14 protein-coding genes are annotated in these 14,529 nt (G+C 45.4%); all 14 read left to right on the top strand.

All coding sequences use genetic code 11. From position 1 onward, the window contains the following. The first annotated feature begins 13 nt into the window (after positions 1-13). The 14 genes from flhA to AB1L08_RS00700 all read left to right on the top strand — a co-directional run bounded on the left by flhA (position 14) and on the right by AB1L08_RS00700 (position 14,507). On the top strand, positions 14-2,044 hold the full coding sequence (flhA, locus tag AB1L08_RS00765; RefSeq protein ID WP_413062871.1) for a flagellar biosynthesis protein FlhA: 2,031 nt from the start codon (positions 14-16) through the stop codon (positions 2,042-2,044). Next, positions 2,044-3,150: a flagellar biosynthesis protein FlhF gene (locus tag AB1L08_RS00760; RefSeq protein WP_413062870.1), complete on the top strand. Its 1,107-nt coding sequence runs from the start codon at positions 2,044-2,046 to the stop codon at positions 3,148-3,150. The genes flhA and AB1L08_RS00760 overlap by 1 nt, the downstream gene beginning before the upstream one ends. Then, entirely contained in the window at positions 3,147-4,010 is an 864-nt protein-coding gene (locus AB1L08_RS00755) for a MinD/ParA family protein (RefSeq protein ID WP_413062754.1), read from the top strand. Before AB1L08_RS00760 ends, AB1L08_RS00755 begins: the two co-directional genes overlap by 4 nt. A gap of 57 nt (positions 4,011-4,067) precedes the next feature. Next, positions 4,068-4,832: a FliA/WhiG family RNA polymerase sigma factor gene (locus AB1L08_RS00750; RefSeq protein WP_413062753.1), complete on the top strand. Its 765-nt coding sequence runs from the start codon at positions 4,068-4,070 to the stop codon at positions 4,830-4,832. A gap of 12 nt (positions 4,833-4,844) precedes the next feature. Beyond that, the gene (locus AB1L08_RS00745) at positions 4,845-5,297 is read left to right on the top strand and encodes a DUF6115 domain-containing protein (RefSeq protein ID WP_413062752.1); all 453 of its coding nucleotides are present in this window, start codon (positions 4,845-4,847) and stop codon (positions 5,295-5,297) included. Between the two features lie 161 nt (positions 5,298-5,458). Further along, positions 5,459-6,181 (top strand): 30S ribosomal protein S2, encoded by a 723-nt coding sequence (gene rpsB / locus AB1L08_RS00740; protein WP_413062751.1) that lies wholly within the window; start codon positions 5,459-5,461, stop codon positions 6,179-6,181. A gap of 111 nt (positions 6,182-6,292) precedes the next feature. Beyond that, positions 6,293-7,174, top strand: coding sequence for a translation elongation factor Ts (gene tsf / locus AB1L08_RS00735; protein ID WP_413062750.1), 882 nt, complete (start codon positions 6,293-6,295; stop codon positions 7,172-7,174). 76 nt (positions 7,175-7,250) lie between these two features. Next, a complete protein-coding gene (gene pyrH, locus AB1L08_RS00730; protein ID WP_413062749.1) occupies positions 7,251-7,976 on the top strand; it encodes a UMP kinase in 726 nt (241 codons plus the stop codon). After that, a complete protein-coding gene (frr, locus tag AB1L08_RS00725) occupies positions 7,976-8,533 on the top strand; it encodes a ribosome recycling factor (protein ID WP_413062748.1) in 558 nt (185 codons plus the stop codon). The genes pyrH and frr overlap by 1 nt, the downstream gene beginning before the upstream one ends. A gap of 203 nt (positions 8,534-8,736) precedes the next feature. After that, the gene (uppS, locus tag AB1L08_RS00720; RefSeq protein WP_413062747.1) at positions 8,737-9,531 is read left to right on the top strand and encodes an undecaprenyl pyrophosphate synthase; all 795 of its coding nucleotides are present in this window, start codon (positions 8,737-8,739) and stop codon (positions 9,529-9,531) included. Beyond that, positions 9,531-10,319, top strand: coding sequence for a phosphatidate cytidylyltransferase (locus AB1L08_RS00715; protein WP_413062746.1), 789 nt, complete (start codon positions 9,531-9,533; stop codon positions 10,317-10,319). The genes uppS and AB1L08_RS00715 overlap by 1 nt, the downstream gene beginning before the upstream one ends. 27 nt (positions 10,320-10,346) lie before the next feature. Next, positions 10,347-11,489 carry a 1-deoxy-D-xylulose-5-phosphate reductoisomerase gene (locus tag AB1L08_RS00710; RefSeq protein WP_413062745.1) on the top strand — a complete coding sequence of 381 codons (1,143 nt, stop codon included), beginning with the start codon at positions 10,347-10,349 and terminating at the stop codon, positions 11,487-11,489. Between the two features lie 15 nt (positions 11,490-11,504). Beyond that, positions 11,505-12,770, top strand: a complete 1,266-nt coding sequence (gene rseP / locus AB1L08_RS00705) for an RIP metalloprotease RseP (protein ID WP_413062744.1) — start codon at positions 11,505-11,507, stop codon at positions 12,768-12,770. A gap of 21 nt (positions 12,771-12,791) precedes the next feature. Continuing rightward, complete coding sequence (locus tag AB1L08_RS00700; protein ID WP_413062743.1) at positions 12,792-14,507, top strand: proline--tRNA ligase; 1,716 nt, start codon at positions 12,792-12,794, stop codon at positions 14,505-14,507. Positions 14,508-14,529 lie beyond the last annotated feature (22 nt).

Genomic DNA, 14,529 nt, shown 5'->3' with positions numbered 1-14,529 from the left:
GAGCGAACGTATGATGAAAGTAAAAGATATTGCTGTATTACTGTGTGTTATATTAATTATTGCCATGCTGGTTATTCCTTTTCCGCCATGGCTGTTGAGCTTCCTCATCATTACGAACATTTCCCTCGCGCTGCTTGTTTTACTTACATCCATGAACATGCATGAGCCGCTGCAGTTTTCCATTTTTCCATCTTTGTTATTGCTGCTCACTTTGTTCAGGCTGGGACTGAACGTTTCAACAACGAGATCGATTCTTGCCATTGGGGATGCCGGAAATGTGGTAGAAACATTCGGGACATTCGTTGTGGGCGGCAATGTCCTTGTCGGGCTGGTTGTTTTCTTTATACTGGTCATCATTCAATTTGTCGTCATTACAAAAGGAGCGGAACGCGTATCGGAAGTTGCTGCAAGGTTTACGCTTGATGCAATGCCAGGCAAGCAGATGAGCATTGATGCCGATTTAAATGCCGGTATTATTTCAGAGCACGAGGCGAAAGTGCGAAGGGAAAAAGTGGCCCGGGAGTCGGATTTTTACGGGGCGATGGATGGGGCAAGCAAGTTTGTAAAAGGTGATGCAATTGCCGGGATCATTATCGTCCTGATCAATTTATTGTTCGGAATTTTGATCGGGATGCTGCAGCAGGGTCTGCCGATCGGAGAGGCTGCCGTGAAATATTCCATGCTGACGGTGGGGGATGGGATTGTCAGCCAAATCCCCGCCCTTCTCATTTCAACGGCAACAGGCATAGTTGTTACGAGGGCCGCATCAGAGGGAAATCTCAGTTCGGATATCGTCGGACAACTGCTCAGTTACCCGAAATTGCTTTATATCGCGGCCGGCACCATTTTTCTGCTCGGCCTGACAACGCCCATCCATAATATGCTGACAGTGCCGATCGCAGCCGCGCTTGGAGCCGGCGGCTTCTTCCTTACCCGGATACCCGGCCAGGAAGAAGCCGCTGCAGAACAAGCTCCGGAAGATATGGAAGCGGAAGAAATGAAAAAACCGGAAAATATACTTGGATTATTGGATGTCGATCCGATCGAGTTTGAATTTGGATACGGGCTCATCCCGCTTGCCGATGTAAACCAGGGAGGAGATTTACTGGACAGAATCGTCATGATCAGAAGGCAATTGGCGTTGGAGTTGGGGATTGTGATTCCGGTTGTCCGGATTCGTGACAATATCCAGTTGGAGCCCAATGCCTATCAAATTAAAATTAAGGGCCATCATGTTGCTTCCGGCAGTTTATTATTGGATCACTACCTGGCAATGAGCCCGGGAGGAGAGGACGAGATAGAAGGAATCGATACGATCGAACCGTCATTCGGCCTTCCGGCCAAATGGATTACGGAAGAAGTGAAAGAAAAGGCTGAGATCGCCGGTTATACGGTGGTGGATCCTGCCTCCGTCGTATCAACCCATTTGACTGAAGTACTCCGGGCAAATGCCCATGAGCTGCTTGGCAGACAGGAAACGAAAGAATTGATAGACCATCTGAAGGAAACACATCCGATTTTGGTCGAAGAAGTAACGCCCAATCCGCTCACAATCGGAGAAATTCAAAAAGTCCTTGCAAAATTGTTAAAAGAGCATGTTTCCATCAGAAATTTACCCATTATATTCGAAACATTGGCCGACTATGCCAAAATGACCATTGATACCGATTTACTCACGGAATATGTCCGCCAGGCACTTGCACGGCAAATTACAAGGCAATATGCGGGAGATGAGCCGGTCTTAAAAGTCCTGACCATTTCAGGTAAAGTGGAAAAAGTGATCGCCGACAGCATACAGCAAACGGAGAATGGCAATTATCTTGCCATCGATCCAAACGATTCCAAAAAAATATTGGAATCTGCCGCGGCCCATATCGAAAAACTGTTGAAGGTACAGCAAACGCCAATATTACTTTGCTCTCCGGCTGTCAGAATGTATGTCCGCCAATTGACAGAGAGGTATTTTCCTCAAGTGCCGGTTCTTTCCTATAATGAATTGGAAGCGGACGTTGAAGTACAGAGCATCGGGATGGTGAATGTTTGATGAAGGTAGAGAAAATCGTTGCGGCTTCCATGCCGGAGGCCATGAACAGGGTGAAAAAAGAGCTTGGTGAAGATGCGGTCATTTTAAGTTCCAAAGTGTTATGGACAAAGGGCATCATGGGGTTTTTCAAAAAGAAACAATTTGAAGTGATCGCAGCTCTTGACCAAAAAAAGGAAAAATTCGCCGTTGATCCCCGGCATCATACACAAACGCACCTGCCTGCCCAATCTGATGCTGTTTTAAAAGAGCTGGAAACGTTAAAAAAAATCGTAGAAAAAGGGCATTATGGACCTGATCCCAAACTGGAAATTTATCCTCCCGTGATTCAAAAAAATTTATTCACATTGATGAATCAAGAGCTGGATAAAACATTGGTCCTCACCATGGGCGACCGGTTATTGAATATGTGGCGAAAAACGGAAAAGGAACCGGATGAAAAGGAAATGGCCCTTGCAGCCCAATCACTCCTTTGCAGCAAATTAAAAAATCTGGGCTTTTCCGGTTCAGCACTTCAAAAGAAATTCATTGCGTTTGTCGGGCCGACCGGTGTAGGCAAAACAACGACCTTGGCGAAACTTGCTGCCTGTGCGATGCTCGAACAAAAAAAGAAAATCGGCTTTATTACAATGGATACATACCGGATCGCCGCAATAGAACAGCTCAAAACATATGCAAAGCTGCTCGATGTGCCGGTAGAAGTCGTATATGATGCAAATGATTTCCGGGAAGCCGCCGAAAAATTTGATTCCCATGATCATGTATTTATTGATACAGCAGGCCGCAATTACCGTGATGCCAAGTTCGTTTCCGAATTGAACGGGATCCTGTCACAGGAAAGGGATTTGGACATTTTTCTCGTATTGGCCGCTTCCATGAAAGAGAGGGATGTTGACCTGATCATGAATCAATTCCAGCATCTTCGTGTCCAAAAATTTATTTTCACAAAAGTGGATGAAACGGATGTTTACGGTCCCATGATAAACATGATGCTCAAGTATAATTTGGCATCCGCCTATATTACGGACGGGCAGGAAGTGCCTGATGATCTTATTGTTGCTGCTCCGGAATTGTTTGGCAATTATATTTTTGGGGAGCAAAACATATGAAGGACCAAGCTGAAAGCCTGCGATTAAAAATGAGGCAAAAAGCAAAGAACGCGGCAAGAACGTTGGCCGTTGTCAGCGGAAAAGGCGGAGTGGGCAAGTCGAACATTTCCAGCAATATGGCTGTCATCCTTGCCAAAAAAGGCTATAAAGTGCTCGTTTTTGATCTCGATATCGGCATGGGCAACGTTCATTTGCTTTTAGGCGGCTCGGCGCCCAAGACGATGGGCGATTTTATATTTAACGGTGAACCGCTATCGCAAATTGTTCAGGAAGGGCCTTTTGGCGTTTCTTATGTAGCGGGCGGCAACGGACTTTATGATGCAGTTGAAATGGACGGCAATACGGTAAAAATGTTTCTCGCCGGATTTCAAATGTTTCAGGAGACATACGATTATCTTATTTTTGATATGGCTGCAGGAGCGGGTCAATCGCTGCTTTCCATTCTGCTGGCAGCCGATGATTTAATCGTAGTGACAACTCCGGAACCTACTGCGGTCATGGATGCTTACTCGATCATGAAACTGGCACATCTGCAAAATGAAAACACCCGGTTTCTCGTCATGTGCAACCGGACTGATAACGATAAGCAGGGACAGGAAACATTTCTTCGCCTCCAGCAGGCCATGCGCAGGTTTCTTCAGAAGGAAATTGACTTGTTGGGGATTTTGCCGGAAGACAGACATGTGAGAAAAGCCGTCTTGGATTACAGCCCTGTTTATTGTGTATATCCCCGCTCTCCCGTTTCTGTAAAATTGGAACATGCCGTTGACCGGTTGACGGGAAGGAACGGACTTAATGGTGAAATGAAGAGCGATTCATTTATTTCAAGATTGCGCAAGCTGTTTTACGGCAAGTCATGATGCGGATATTTTCACAACCTTTTGCCCCGTTTCCATTTCGATAAGGAGGAGATCCATATGTCACTTTCCCCGCCTCTTGAAGAACGGAGGCATTGGGATCGCTGGAAAAAAACAAGGGATGAACATTCCGGCAATCATTTGGTAAAAAAATATATGCCTCTTGTTTCATACCATGTACAGCGAATTTCCGTCAATTTGCCCAAAAATGTATGCCGGGAAGAGTTAAGAAGCTTTGGACTCATTGGTCTTTTGGATGCATTCGAAAAGTTTGACCATTCCCGGGATTTAAAATTTGAAACGTATGCATCGTTTCGGATCAGAGGCGCCATTTTGGACGGCCTGCGCAAGGAAGATTGGCTGCCGAGAAATACGCGCGACAAAGCAAAGGAAATCGAATCGGTGCAGCAGGAGCTTGAACAGCGATATATGCGCCGTGTAACGGCGGAAGAGATTGCGAATGAGCTTGGCCTTGATGAAGGCGATGTAACGAGAACGATCAATGAATATTATTTTTCCCAAATCATCTCCGTGGATGATTTTCTGACTGGTGATGAAGACCAGGAATATCAAGGGTATACAATTAAAGATGAACAAACTCCCGGTCCCGAGGAACAACTTGTCCATCATGAATGGCTGGAAGAAATGGCTGGGGCAATCGCCAGCCTGACGGAAAATGAACAACTCGTTTTAAGCCTGTTTTATAAAGAGGAATTGACCTTGACAGAAATTGGCCAGATCATGAGCCTGTCGACTTCAAGAATTTCACAAATTCATTCCAAAGCGTTATTCAAGCTAAGAAATGAGCTCATGCAATTAAGATAGTGAGGGATCCATTTGACAGCCATCATGATACTTATTTCATTTTTATTGAACGTCCTTTTAATTTTTGCCATGATCCTGCTTTTCATGCGGCAAAACCGTTTCGTGGAGATTGAAAAAAAGCAGCGCGCCCTGCTTTCCGAATCGGAAGAATTGGTAAATGGGCTGCTGGCGGAGATCCGGGAAGAAAATGACCGGTTTTTGCAGCAAATCATGCATGTCAGGGAAAAAAGGGAGAATCCGCCGCAAAATCTCCCGCTTAACCGGGGAGCCGATGAGCATGCCGATCTTTCCGAAGAAACGTTTGACGGGCCCGAAAAACAGGAAACGTCCCAAGAGGGACCATCTCTCCGCAAACAAGTGGAAGAGATGGCGGCACAGGGGATGACGTTGGCCGAAATTGCCAAAACCCTTGGGAAAGGAAAAACAGAAATTGAGCTTGCCATGAAATTTTATCGGGATGCTTAAAACTTTACTTGAATACCCGTTTTGATTGTGCTATATTATGGGATGGTATGAAAACACACGTTTCATAATTTTGTGGCATGGTGCTGTTTTGGGCTGCTTTCGAAAACAGTCTGCACAAAAAATGATTGAAACGGAGGAAAAAAACCAGGGAGGAAAAATTTATGTCTATCATTTCCATGAAGCAATTGCTTGAAGCCGGTGTACATTTCGGACACCAGACGCGCCGTTGGAATCCCAAAATGAAAAAATACATTTTTACGGAAAGAAACGGTATTTATATCATCGACTTGCAAAAAACGGTGAAAAAAGTTGAGGAAGCCTACAATTTTATGAGGGAGCTTGCCGAAAACGACGGTAAAGTCCTTTTTGTCGGAACGAAAAAGCAGGCCCAGGAATCCGTTAAAGATGAAGCGGAGAGAGCCGGACACTACTACGTGAACCACCGCTGGCTCGGCGGAACTTTAACGAACTTTGAAACAATCCAAAAAAGAATCGAACGCTTAAAAGCGATTGAAAAAATGGAAGAGGACGGAACATTTGACGTTCTTCCGAAAAAAGAAGTTGTCATGCTCAATCGTGAACGGGACCGTCTCGTCAAATTTTTGGGCGGAATCAAAGACATGAATACTCTTCCGGATGCAATGTTCATCATCGATCCAAGAAAAGAGCGCATTGCGGTGGCTGAAGCCCGGAAATTAAATATTCCGATTGTCGGCATCGTTGATACGAACTGTGATCCGGATGAAATTGACTACGTAATTCCTGCCAACGATGACGCAATCCGCGCAGTAAAATTGCTGACAGCTACAATGGCCGACGCCCTGTTGGAGGCAAAGTTCAGCGAAGAGCAGGAAGAAGAAGAGTCTGAAACTGCCAATGCATAACAGCTAAACATAACTGCCATATTTTGGCTGAGCGAAGGTGATAAGAGTGCATACACTTGTCACCTTTTTTCAAACAACTTCGTTCGCATCTCATTCAAGGAGGATAATACTATGGCAATTACTGCACAAATGGTAAAAGAACTGCGTGCCAAAACAGGTGCCGGCATGCTTGACTGCAAAAAAGCATTGACAGAAACAAACGGCAACATGGAAGAAGCCATCGACTTTCTCAGAAAGAAAGGAATGGCATCGGCGGCGAAAAAAGCCGACCGGATCGCAGCGGAAGGAACGACTTATATTGTAAGTGAAGGCAACGAAGCCGTCATCGTGGAAGTGAATGCCGAAACAGACTTCGTAGCAAAAAATGAAAACTTTCAGGAGCTCGTTAAAGAATTGGCTCGGCATTTGCTTGCCAACAAACCTGCATCCTTGGAAGAAGCGCTTGAACAAAAAATGAGCAGCGGTGAAACTGTAACCGAGTATATTAATGCAGCCATTGCCAAAATCGGTGAGAAAATTACGCTCCGCCGTTTTGCGGTCAAAACGAAAACGGATAACGGCGCATTTGGCGAATATCTGCATATGGGGGGGCGCATTGGCGTTTTGACTGTTCTTGAAGGAACGACGGACGCTGATGCGGCCAAGGATGTTGCCATGCATATTGCTGCCATTAAACCTAAATACATTTCCCGCGATCAAGTGTCTGAAGAAGAAATTGAGCGCGAGCGCCAAGTTTTAACGGAACAGGCTTTAAATGAAGGCAAACCGGAAAAGATTGTCCAAAAAATGGTGGAAGGCCGCCTTGGCAAATTTTTTGAGGAAATTTGTCTTCTTGACCAATCCTTCGTAAAAAATCCGGATGAAAAAGTCGGCAAATTTGTCAGCTCAAAAGGAGCGGAAGTCGCGGATTTTGTCCGTTATGAAGTAGGCGAAGGCATGGAAAAACGCCAGGATAACTTTGCTGAAGAAGTCATGAATCAAGCGAAGAAATAAAGATCATCCATCATGGGGAACACTTAGTGTTCCCTCTTTTACAAACATGGAATACATAATTGACTTGGAGGTTCAGATGAGCATCCCGAAATATAACCGAGTTGTACTTAAGTTGAGTGGGGAAGCATTGGCGGGTGACCAGGGCTTTGGCATAAATCCGGCCGTCATCAAATCCATTGCGGAGCAAATAAAGGAAGTCGCAGAACTTGATGTGGAAATTGCCGTAGTTGTTGGGGGAGGAAATATTTGGAGAGGAAAAGTAGGGAGCGAAATGGGAATGGACCGGGCGACGGCAGACTATATGGGCATGCTTGCCACAGTCATGAACTCGCTCGCCCTTCAAGACAGCCTTGAACAATTGGGAATCGAAACACGGGTTCAAACTTCAATAGACATGATTCAAGTAGCCGAGCCTTACATCAGGCGCCGGGCCATTCGCCATCTTGAGAAAAAGCGCGTTGTCATTTTTGCGGCCGGAACGGGAAATCCTTACTTTTCAACCGACACAACCGCTGCCTTAAGGGCTGCCGAAATTGAAGCCGACGTCATTTTAATGGCGAAAAACAATGTTGACGGAGTTTATAATACCGATCCGAAACTGGATAAAGATGCCGTCAAATACGAGCAGCTTTCATATCTTGACGTACTGAAAGAGGGCTTGGCCGTCATGGACTCAACGGCTTCATCACTATGCATGGACAATGATATTCCGCTGATCGTCTTTTCTTTTACCGAAAAAGGAAATATTAAACGTGCCGTTTTGGGAAAACCAATCGGAACGATAGTAAGGGGGAAAGCATAATGCCTAATCAAGTAATCTCGAATGTAAAAGAGAAAATGGAAAAAGCCGTTCAAGTCTACAGCCGGGAATTGGCGAGCATACGGGCCGGACGGGCAAACGCAGCACTTCTGGACAAAATTACCGTTGATTACTATGGTGTACCGACACCGATCAACCAATTGGCCACAATCTCCGTTCCCGAAGCTCGGCTCCTTGTCATTCAACCTTACGATAAAACAGTTTTGGGTGATATGGAAAAAGCGATATTGAAATCCGACCTCGGTTTAACGCCGGCAAACGATGGTTCACTCATCAGAATTTCGATTCCGCAGCTTACGGAAGAACGGCGCAAAGACCTTGTGAAACAAGTAAGAAGAGAAGCAGAAGATGCCAAAGTCGTGATCCGGAACATTCGCCGGGATGGAAACGACGAATTAAAAAAACTTGAGAAAAGCGGAGATATTTCTGAAGATGACTTGCGCTCATATGGAGAAGATATCCAAAAGCTGACGGATGAACATATCAGGCAGATTGATCGGATTACGAAGGAAAAAGAGCAGGAAGTTTTAGCAGTTTAGGCAAATATCAATCGATATTATCCCCTCCTTTCGGAGGGTTTTTTTATGGCGATATCATTCAGATGGAAGTTTTCTTTTTTCACAGTTTTCCGCGCCTCTCAAATTTGTAATAATAAATCGGGGGGAATCATATCGCTTATACCTTTCAATATGCTAAAATATGTTTGATGCCAGATGCCAGCACTTCTGACGGAGGACTAATTATGTTCAATAAAATGAAGTTATGGAAAACTTCAAAAGATAAAGAGCACAGTGAAGACCGAATAGGGCAAATACTCAACCAGCCGATACCGCGCCATATCGCGATTATCATGGACGGAAATGGCCGGTGGGCAAAGAAGAGGGCACTTCCAAGAATTGCGGGCCATCATGAAGGAATGAAGACGGTCAGAAAAATAACAAAAGCCGCAAACCGCCTTGGTGTACAAATATTAACATTGTATGCTTTTTCAACAGAAAATTGGAAAAGGCCAAAATCGGAAGTGGACTATTTAATGAAGCTTCCGGAAGAGTTTCTCGGGAACTTTCTTCCGGAGCTTGTTAAAGAAAATGTAAAAGTGAGTGTAATGGGTGACACAAGCCGCCTTCCCGGGTACACACGGAAGGCCGTCGACCGTGCCATCAACGATACAAGACATAATAACGGGCTTATTTTAAATTTTGCATTAAATTATGGGAGCCGGGCGGAAATCATTCATGCCATCAAACAGATTTCTGCCGATGTCAAGGATGGCCGGTTAAAAGAAAGTGATATTGATGATGAATGTTTTTCAAACTATTTGATGACGAAACAGTTAAATGATCCCGATCTATTAATCAGGACGAGCGGCGAGCTGAGGCTGAGCAATTTCATGCTTTGGCAGCTTGCATACACGGAACTGTTCTTTATTGATGTATTATGGCCGGATTTTTCGGAAAAACATTTACTGGATGCGATCGAATCTTTTCAAAGTCGATCCAGACGGTACGGCGGATTAATCAGCGAGGAGCTGCAGTAATGAAAGAAAGAATCGTAACAGCAATTGTTGCCATGGGAATTTTTTTGCCGCTTGCATGGATTGGCGGACTACCATTTGTGATTTTGACATATATTATGGCGACCATAGGTCTTTTTGAATTGTTAAGGATGAAAAAACAGCCGGCGATGTCCGGGCAAAGCTTGCTTGCTGGATTGATGCTTTGGGTGATACTGCTGCCAGGTGAATATTTTCAAATGCTTGCGGCCGGAAGGATTACAAAAATGGAAATGGTGTATTTGGCCGTTCTGCTCATTTTGTCATATACGGTCATTACAAAAAACCGCTTTACTTTTGACGAAGCAGGCTTTTCCATCCTTTCCGCGCTGTATGTCGGCACAGGTTTTTATTTTTTGATTGAGACCCGTGAAGCAGGGCTTGTATATCTTTTCTATGCGCTTTTCGTGATATGGGGAACGGATTCCGGAGCCTATTTTATTGGCAAGTCCATGGGAAAAAGAAAGCTGTGGCCCGTCATCAGCCCGAATAAAACGATCGGCGGATCCATCGGGGGCATAGCCGTTGCATTAGTCATCGCCCTATTGTTCGCAGTATTAGCGGATATGGGCATTCCAACAATGAAATTGTTGTTTGTAACGGTCTTATTGTCCGTTTTCGGCCAAATGGGGGATCTGGTCCAATCCGCCTTCAAGCGCCATTATGGTGTAAAAGATTCAGGGAATATCCTGCCGGGCCACGGGGGGATTCTCGATAGATGTGACAGCTGGCTATTCGTTTTGCCGCTCTTGCATATTTTGCAAATCATATGAGTGTAGACTATGTTTAGGAGTGAAATAATGAAGTATATTAGTTTGCTGGGCGCAACGGGATCGGTTGGAACGCAGGCGCTGCAAGTCATAAAGCAACATCCGGGACGGTTTCGGCTGTGCGCGATTTCGGCCGGAAGGAATATCGGTCTTGTCCGGAAAATTATTTCCGAGCATCAACCGAAGTTCGTGGCGGTGCTCGAAAAGGCAGACTGTGATCAATTAAAAACCGAATTCCCGTCCGGGACTAAATTTTCTTACGGTATGGAAGGTTTGATCGAGGCTGCCGTATACGCCCAAGCCGATATAGTACTAAATGCCGTCACCGGAAGCATCGGACTTGTCCCGACACTGCATGCGATTGAAGCGGGAAAAACAATTGGGCTCGCCAATAAGGAAACGCTTGTAACGGCCGGCCATATTGTGATGGATGCGGTGAAAAAATACGGGGTGGACATCATTCCGGTCGACAGCGAACATTCTGCCATTTTCCAATGCTTGCAAGGGGAAAACCGCGCAAACGTCTCTAAATTGATCATCACGGCGTCCGGAGGGAGCTTCCGGGATTTGAGCAGGGACCAACTGCAGCACGTTACGCTAAAACAAGCATTAAACCACCCGAATTGGTCAATGGGGTCCAAAATTACGATTGACTCTGCTACAATGATGAACAAAGGGTTGGAAGTCATTGAAGCGCATTGGCTGTTTCACATTCCTTATGAAAAAATTGAAGTTCTGCTCCACAGAGAGAGCATTGTCCATTCACTGGTGGAATATCACGACCGGAGTGTAATCGCCCAACTTGGAACTCCCGATATGCGCATTCCGATTCAATATGCATTTTCCTTTCCGGAAAGACTGAATCTGGAAACAGAGGGGCTCAGTCTCGCGGAGACAGGCATGCTTCATTTTGAAAAAATGGACATGGATCGGTACCGTTGCCTCAGGTTTGCTTATGATGCGGGCATGGCAGGGGGAACGATGCCCGCTGTATTGAATGCAGCGAATGAGGTCGCTGTCGAAGCATTTTTAGAGGAACGAATCCCCTTTTTAAAAATTGAGGAGTTGATTGAAAAAGCGTTGGAAAGGCATAATGTTATTGATCAGCCGGATTTGTCCGCAATTGAGGAAGTTGACCGTGAAACAAGGCAGCATGTTTATACACTCCTTTAAAAGGTGGTTATTTTTTTGAATACAGTCATTGCTTTTATGATCATTTTCGGGGCACTCGTGTTCTTCCATGAACTTGGGCATTTCATATTTGCCAAACGCGCTGGAATCCTCGTAAGGGAATTTGCCATCGGATTTGGGCCCAAAGTTTTTTCTCATACGAAAAATGAGACGACCTATACGATCCGGCTTTTGCCGATCGGCGGATTTGTCCGGATGGCAGGTGAAGATCCCGAAATGATTGAGATCAAACCCGGCCATCGGATCGCGCTTGTGTTCGACAACAACGAACTTGTGGAAAAAATCATTTTACAGGGGAGAGACCGGTTTCCGGATGCCAGGACCATTGAAGTTGAAATGGCCGATTTGGAACACGATCTGATCATTAAAGGGTATGAAGACGGAGAAGATGAGACTTTAAAAACTTTTCATCTTTCCCGAAAAACGGTTATTGTTGAGGACCAAACCGAAACGCTCATCGCACCTTGGGACCGGCAATTTGCCTCCAAAAAGCTCGGTGCCAGAGCAATGACAATTTTTGCCGGTCCGATGATGAATTTTGTACTGGCCATTGTGATCTTTACTTTGCTTGGCTTCATCCAGGGTGTTCAGGTAAATGAGCCGCTCATCGGGAAGCTGCTTCCCGACGGTACCGCCCAGGAAGCGGGGCTGCAGGAAGGTGATACCGTCCTCAGCATTGATGGCGCGGAAATTTCGGATTTCGACGACATTACGGAAATTGTCCGAAGCCATCCGGAAGAAGAGCTGATTTTTACGGTTGAACGAAATGACAAAACGCTGGACATTCCTGTGACACCAAAAAGGGAAATCGCCGATGATCAGGAGATTGGCATGATCGGCGTGCAGGCCCCGATCGACAAGTCCTTCCTGCGGCTGGCAACATTTGGATTTGTAGAGACTTACAATTGGACGGTCAAAATTATCCAATTGCTTGGGACGCTTGTGACGGGCCAATTTTCAATAGACATGCTCGCCGGTCCGGTAGGTATTTATAAAACAACGGAAACAGCAGCTCAGATAGGAGTATTGTTTTTAATGAAATGGGCGGGGCTTTTGAGCATTAACCTTGGCATCATGAACTTGCTGCCGATCCCTGCGCTTGATGGCGGCCGCCTCTTGTTCTTTGGCGTTGAGGCCTTGCGGGGGAAACCGATTGACCGCCAAAAAGAAGGAATGGTCCACTTTATCGGTTTTGCCCTCTTGATGGTCTTGATGATTGTCGTCACATGGAATGATATACAACGGTTTTTTATCATTAAATAATTATAAGCAGAGGTGCAATAGATGAAACAAAGCATGACTTTTATCCCTACCCTGAGGGATGTTCCGTCTGATGCAGAAATAAAGAGCCATCAGCTTCTTCTCAGGGCGGGATTTATCAAACAGGTTGCAAGCGGTGTATATTCCTATCTGCCGCTGGCGAAGAGAACACTGGACAATATCGAAAAAATCATCAGGGAAGAAATGGAAAAGGCGGGAGCTGCAGAACTGCTCCTGCCGGCACTCCAGCCTGCCGAACTATGGGTAGAATCAGGACGCTGGTATACATATGGCGATGAATTGATGCGCCTTCGTGATCGCCACGACAGAAATTTTGCCTTGGGGCCCACCCATGAGGAAGTCATCACAAGTCTTGTGAATGATGCAATCCAATCTTATAAGCGTCTGCCATTAACTTTATTCCAAATTCAAACGAAATATCGGGATGAAAAGCGGCCCCGCTTCGGGTTGCTCCGCGGACGCGAATTTATTATGAAAGACGCCTATTCTTTCCATACATCAGAAGAAAGCCTGGATGAAGTTTATCGGAAAATGCATCAGGCGTATACGAATATTTTCCGCAGATGCGGCCTGAACTTCCGATCCGTATTGGCAGATTCCGGCGCCATTGGCGGCAAAGATACGCAGGAATTCATGGTGCTGTCGGAAATCGGGGAAGATACGATTGCCTTTTCCGATCAATCCGACTATGCGGCGAATGTTGAAATGGCTGACGTTCGCCAAGTATATGAAAAGCCGGATATTGCGGAAAAAGAATTGAAAAAAGTTGCAACCCCAAACCAAAAAACAATAGTGGACGTTTCGGCATTTCTGAATGTAAAGCCTTCAGAAGTCATTAAGTCACTTGTCATGATCGCTGATGAAGAACCCGTCATGGTTCTCGTTCGTGGAAATCACGATGTCAACGATATAAAAGTAAAGAAAGCTTTGAACGCCAAAATCGTAGAGTTTGCCGAGGAAGAGAAAACAAAAGAGCTGTTAAATTGTTCCTTCGGATCGATTGGACCGATTAATATTCCTTCCGAAATGAAAATCATAGCAGACCATGCGGTCGGGGCCATGATCAATGCTGTCTGCGGTGCCAATGAAGATGGACATCATTATATCAATGTCGTACCGGAACGTGATTTTACCGTTTGGCAATACGCTGATCTCAGGTTTATCCAGGAGGGCGATCCTTCACCTGACGGTAAAGGGACAATCAGGTTTGCGCGCGGCATTGAAGTAGGACATATTTTTAAATTGGGAACAAAATACAGTGAGGCGATGTCCGCCGGATTCCTCGATGAAAACGGAAAATCCCATCCTTACATCATGGGATGTTACGGAATCGGTGTTTCAAGAACGCTCACTGCGGTTGCCGAACAGTTCAATGATGAACAAGGGTTGATCTGGCCAGTGAATATTGCGCCATATGATGTGCATCTTATTGCGGTTAACATGAAAGATTCCGAACAAGCCGGTTTTACGGAAGCATTATATAACGAATTAATGAATGAATATGATGTATTGTTTGATGACCGCAACGAACGGCCAGGCGTCAAGTTTAACGACTCGGATTTAATCGGCCTTCCGGTGCGTGTAACGGTCGGCAAGAAAGCTTCCGAAGGAATTGTAGAAGTGAAAATAAGAAAAACCGGTGAAATGATGGAAGTCCATCACCGTGATCTTTTGGCGACATTGAAAAATATTTTCAAAGAATTATCGGCACAAGTGTAAGGTACCTGTTTAGGTGCCTTCC

Origin of the sequence: Siminovitchia jepli (assembly GCF_047228825.1) — a bacterium.
In the GTDB taxonomy this organism is placed as follows: Bacteria; Bacillota; Bacilli; order Bacillales; family Bacillaceae_C; genus Siminovitchia.
This window is presented reverse-complemented; position numbering and strand designations above follow the sequence as displayed.

What these genes read in the sequence shown, in the direction of transcription:
- flhA (WP_413062871.1), top strand. Translation starts at nt 14, where the DNA reads ATGAAAGTAAAAGATATTGCTGTATTACTGTGTGTTATATTAATTATT.
- AB1L08_RS00760 (WP_413062870.1), top strand. Translation starts at nt 2,044, where the DNA reads ATGAAGGTAGAGAAAATCGTTGCGGCTTCCATGCCGGAGGCCATGAAC.
- AB1L08_RS00755 (WP_413062754.1), top strand. Translation starts at nt 3,147, where the DNA reads ATGAAGGACCAAGCTGAAAGCCTGCGATTAAAAATGAGGCAAAAAGCA.
- AB1L08_RS00750 (WP_413062753.1), top strand. Translation starts at nt 4,068, where the DNA reads ATGTCACTTTCCCCGCCTCTTGAAGAACGGAGGCATTGGGATCGCTGG.
- rpsB (WP_413062751.1), top strand. Translation starts at nt 5,459, where the DNA reads ATGTCTATCATTTCCATGAAGCAATTGCTTGAAGCCGGTGTACATTTC.
- tsf (WP_413062750.1), top strand. Translation starts at nt 6,293, where the DNA reads ATGGCAATTACTGCACAAATGGTAAAAGAACTGCGTGCCAAAACAGGT.
- pyrH (WP_413062749.1), top strand. Translation starts at nt 7,251, where the DNA reads ATGAGCATCCCGAAATATAACCGAGTTGTACTTAAGTTGAGTGGGGAA.
- frr (WP_413062748.1), top strand. Translation starts at nt 7,976, where the DNA reads ATGCCTAATCAAGTAATCTCGAATGTAAAAGAGAAAATGGAAAAAGCC.
- uppS (WP_413062747.1), top strand. Translation starts at nt 8,737, where the DNA reads ATGTTCAATAAAATGAAGTTATGGAAAACTTCAAAAGATAAAGAGCAC.
- AB1L08_RS00715 (WP_413062746.1), top strand. Translation starts at nt 9,531, where the DNA reads ATGAAAGAAAGAATCGTAACAGCAATTGTTGCCATGGGAATTTTTTTG.
- AB1L08_RS00710 (WP_413062745.1), top strand. Translation starts at nt 10,347, where the DNA reads ATGAAGTATATTAGTTTGCTGGGCGCAACGGGATCGGTTGGAACGCAG.
- AB1L08_RS00700 (WP_413062743.1), top strand. Translation starts at nt 12,792, where the DNA reads ATGAAACAAAGCATGACTTTTATCCCTACCCTGAGGGATGTTCCGTCT.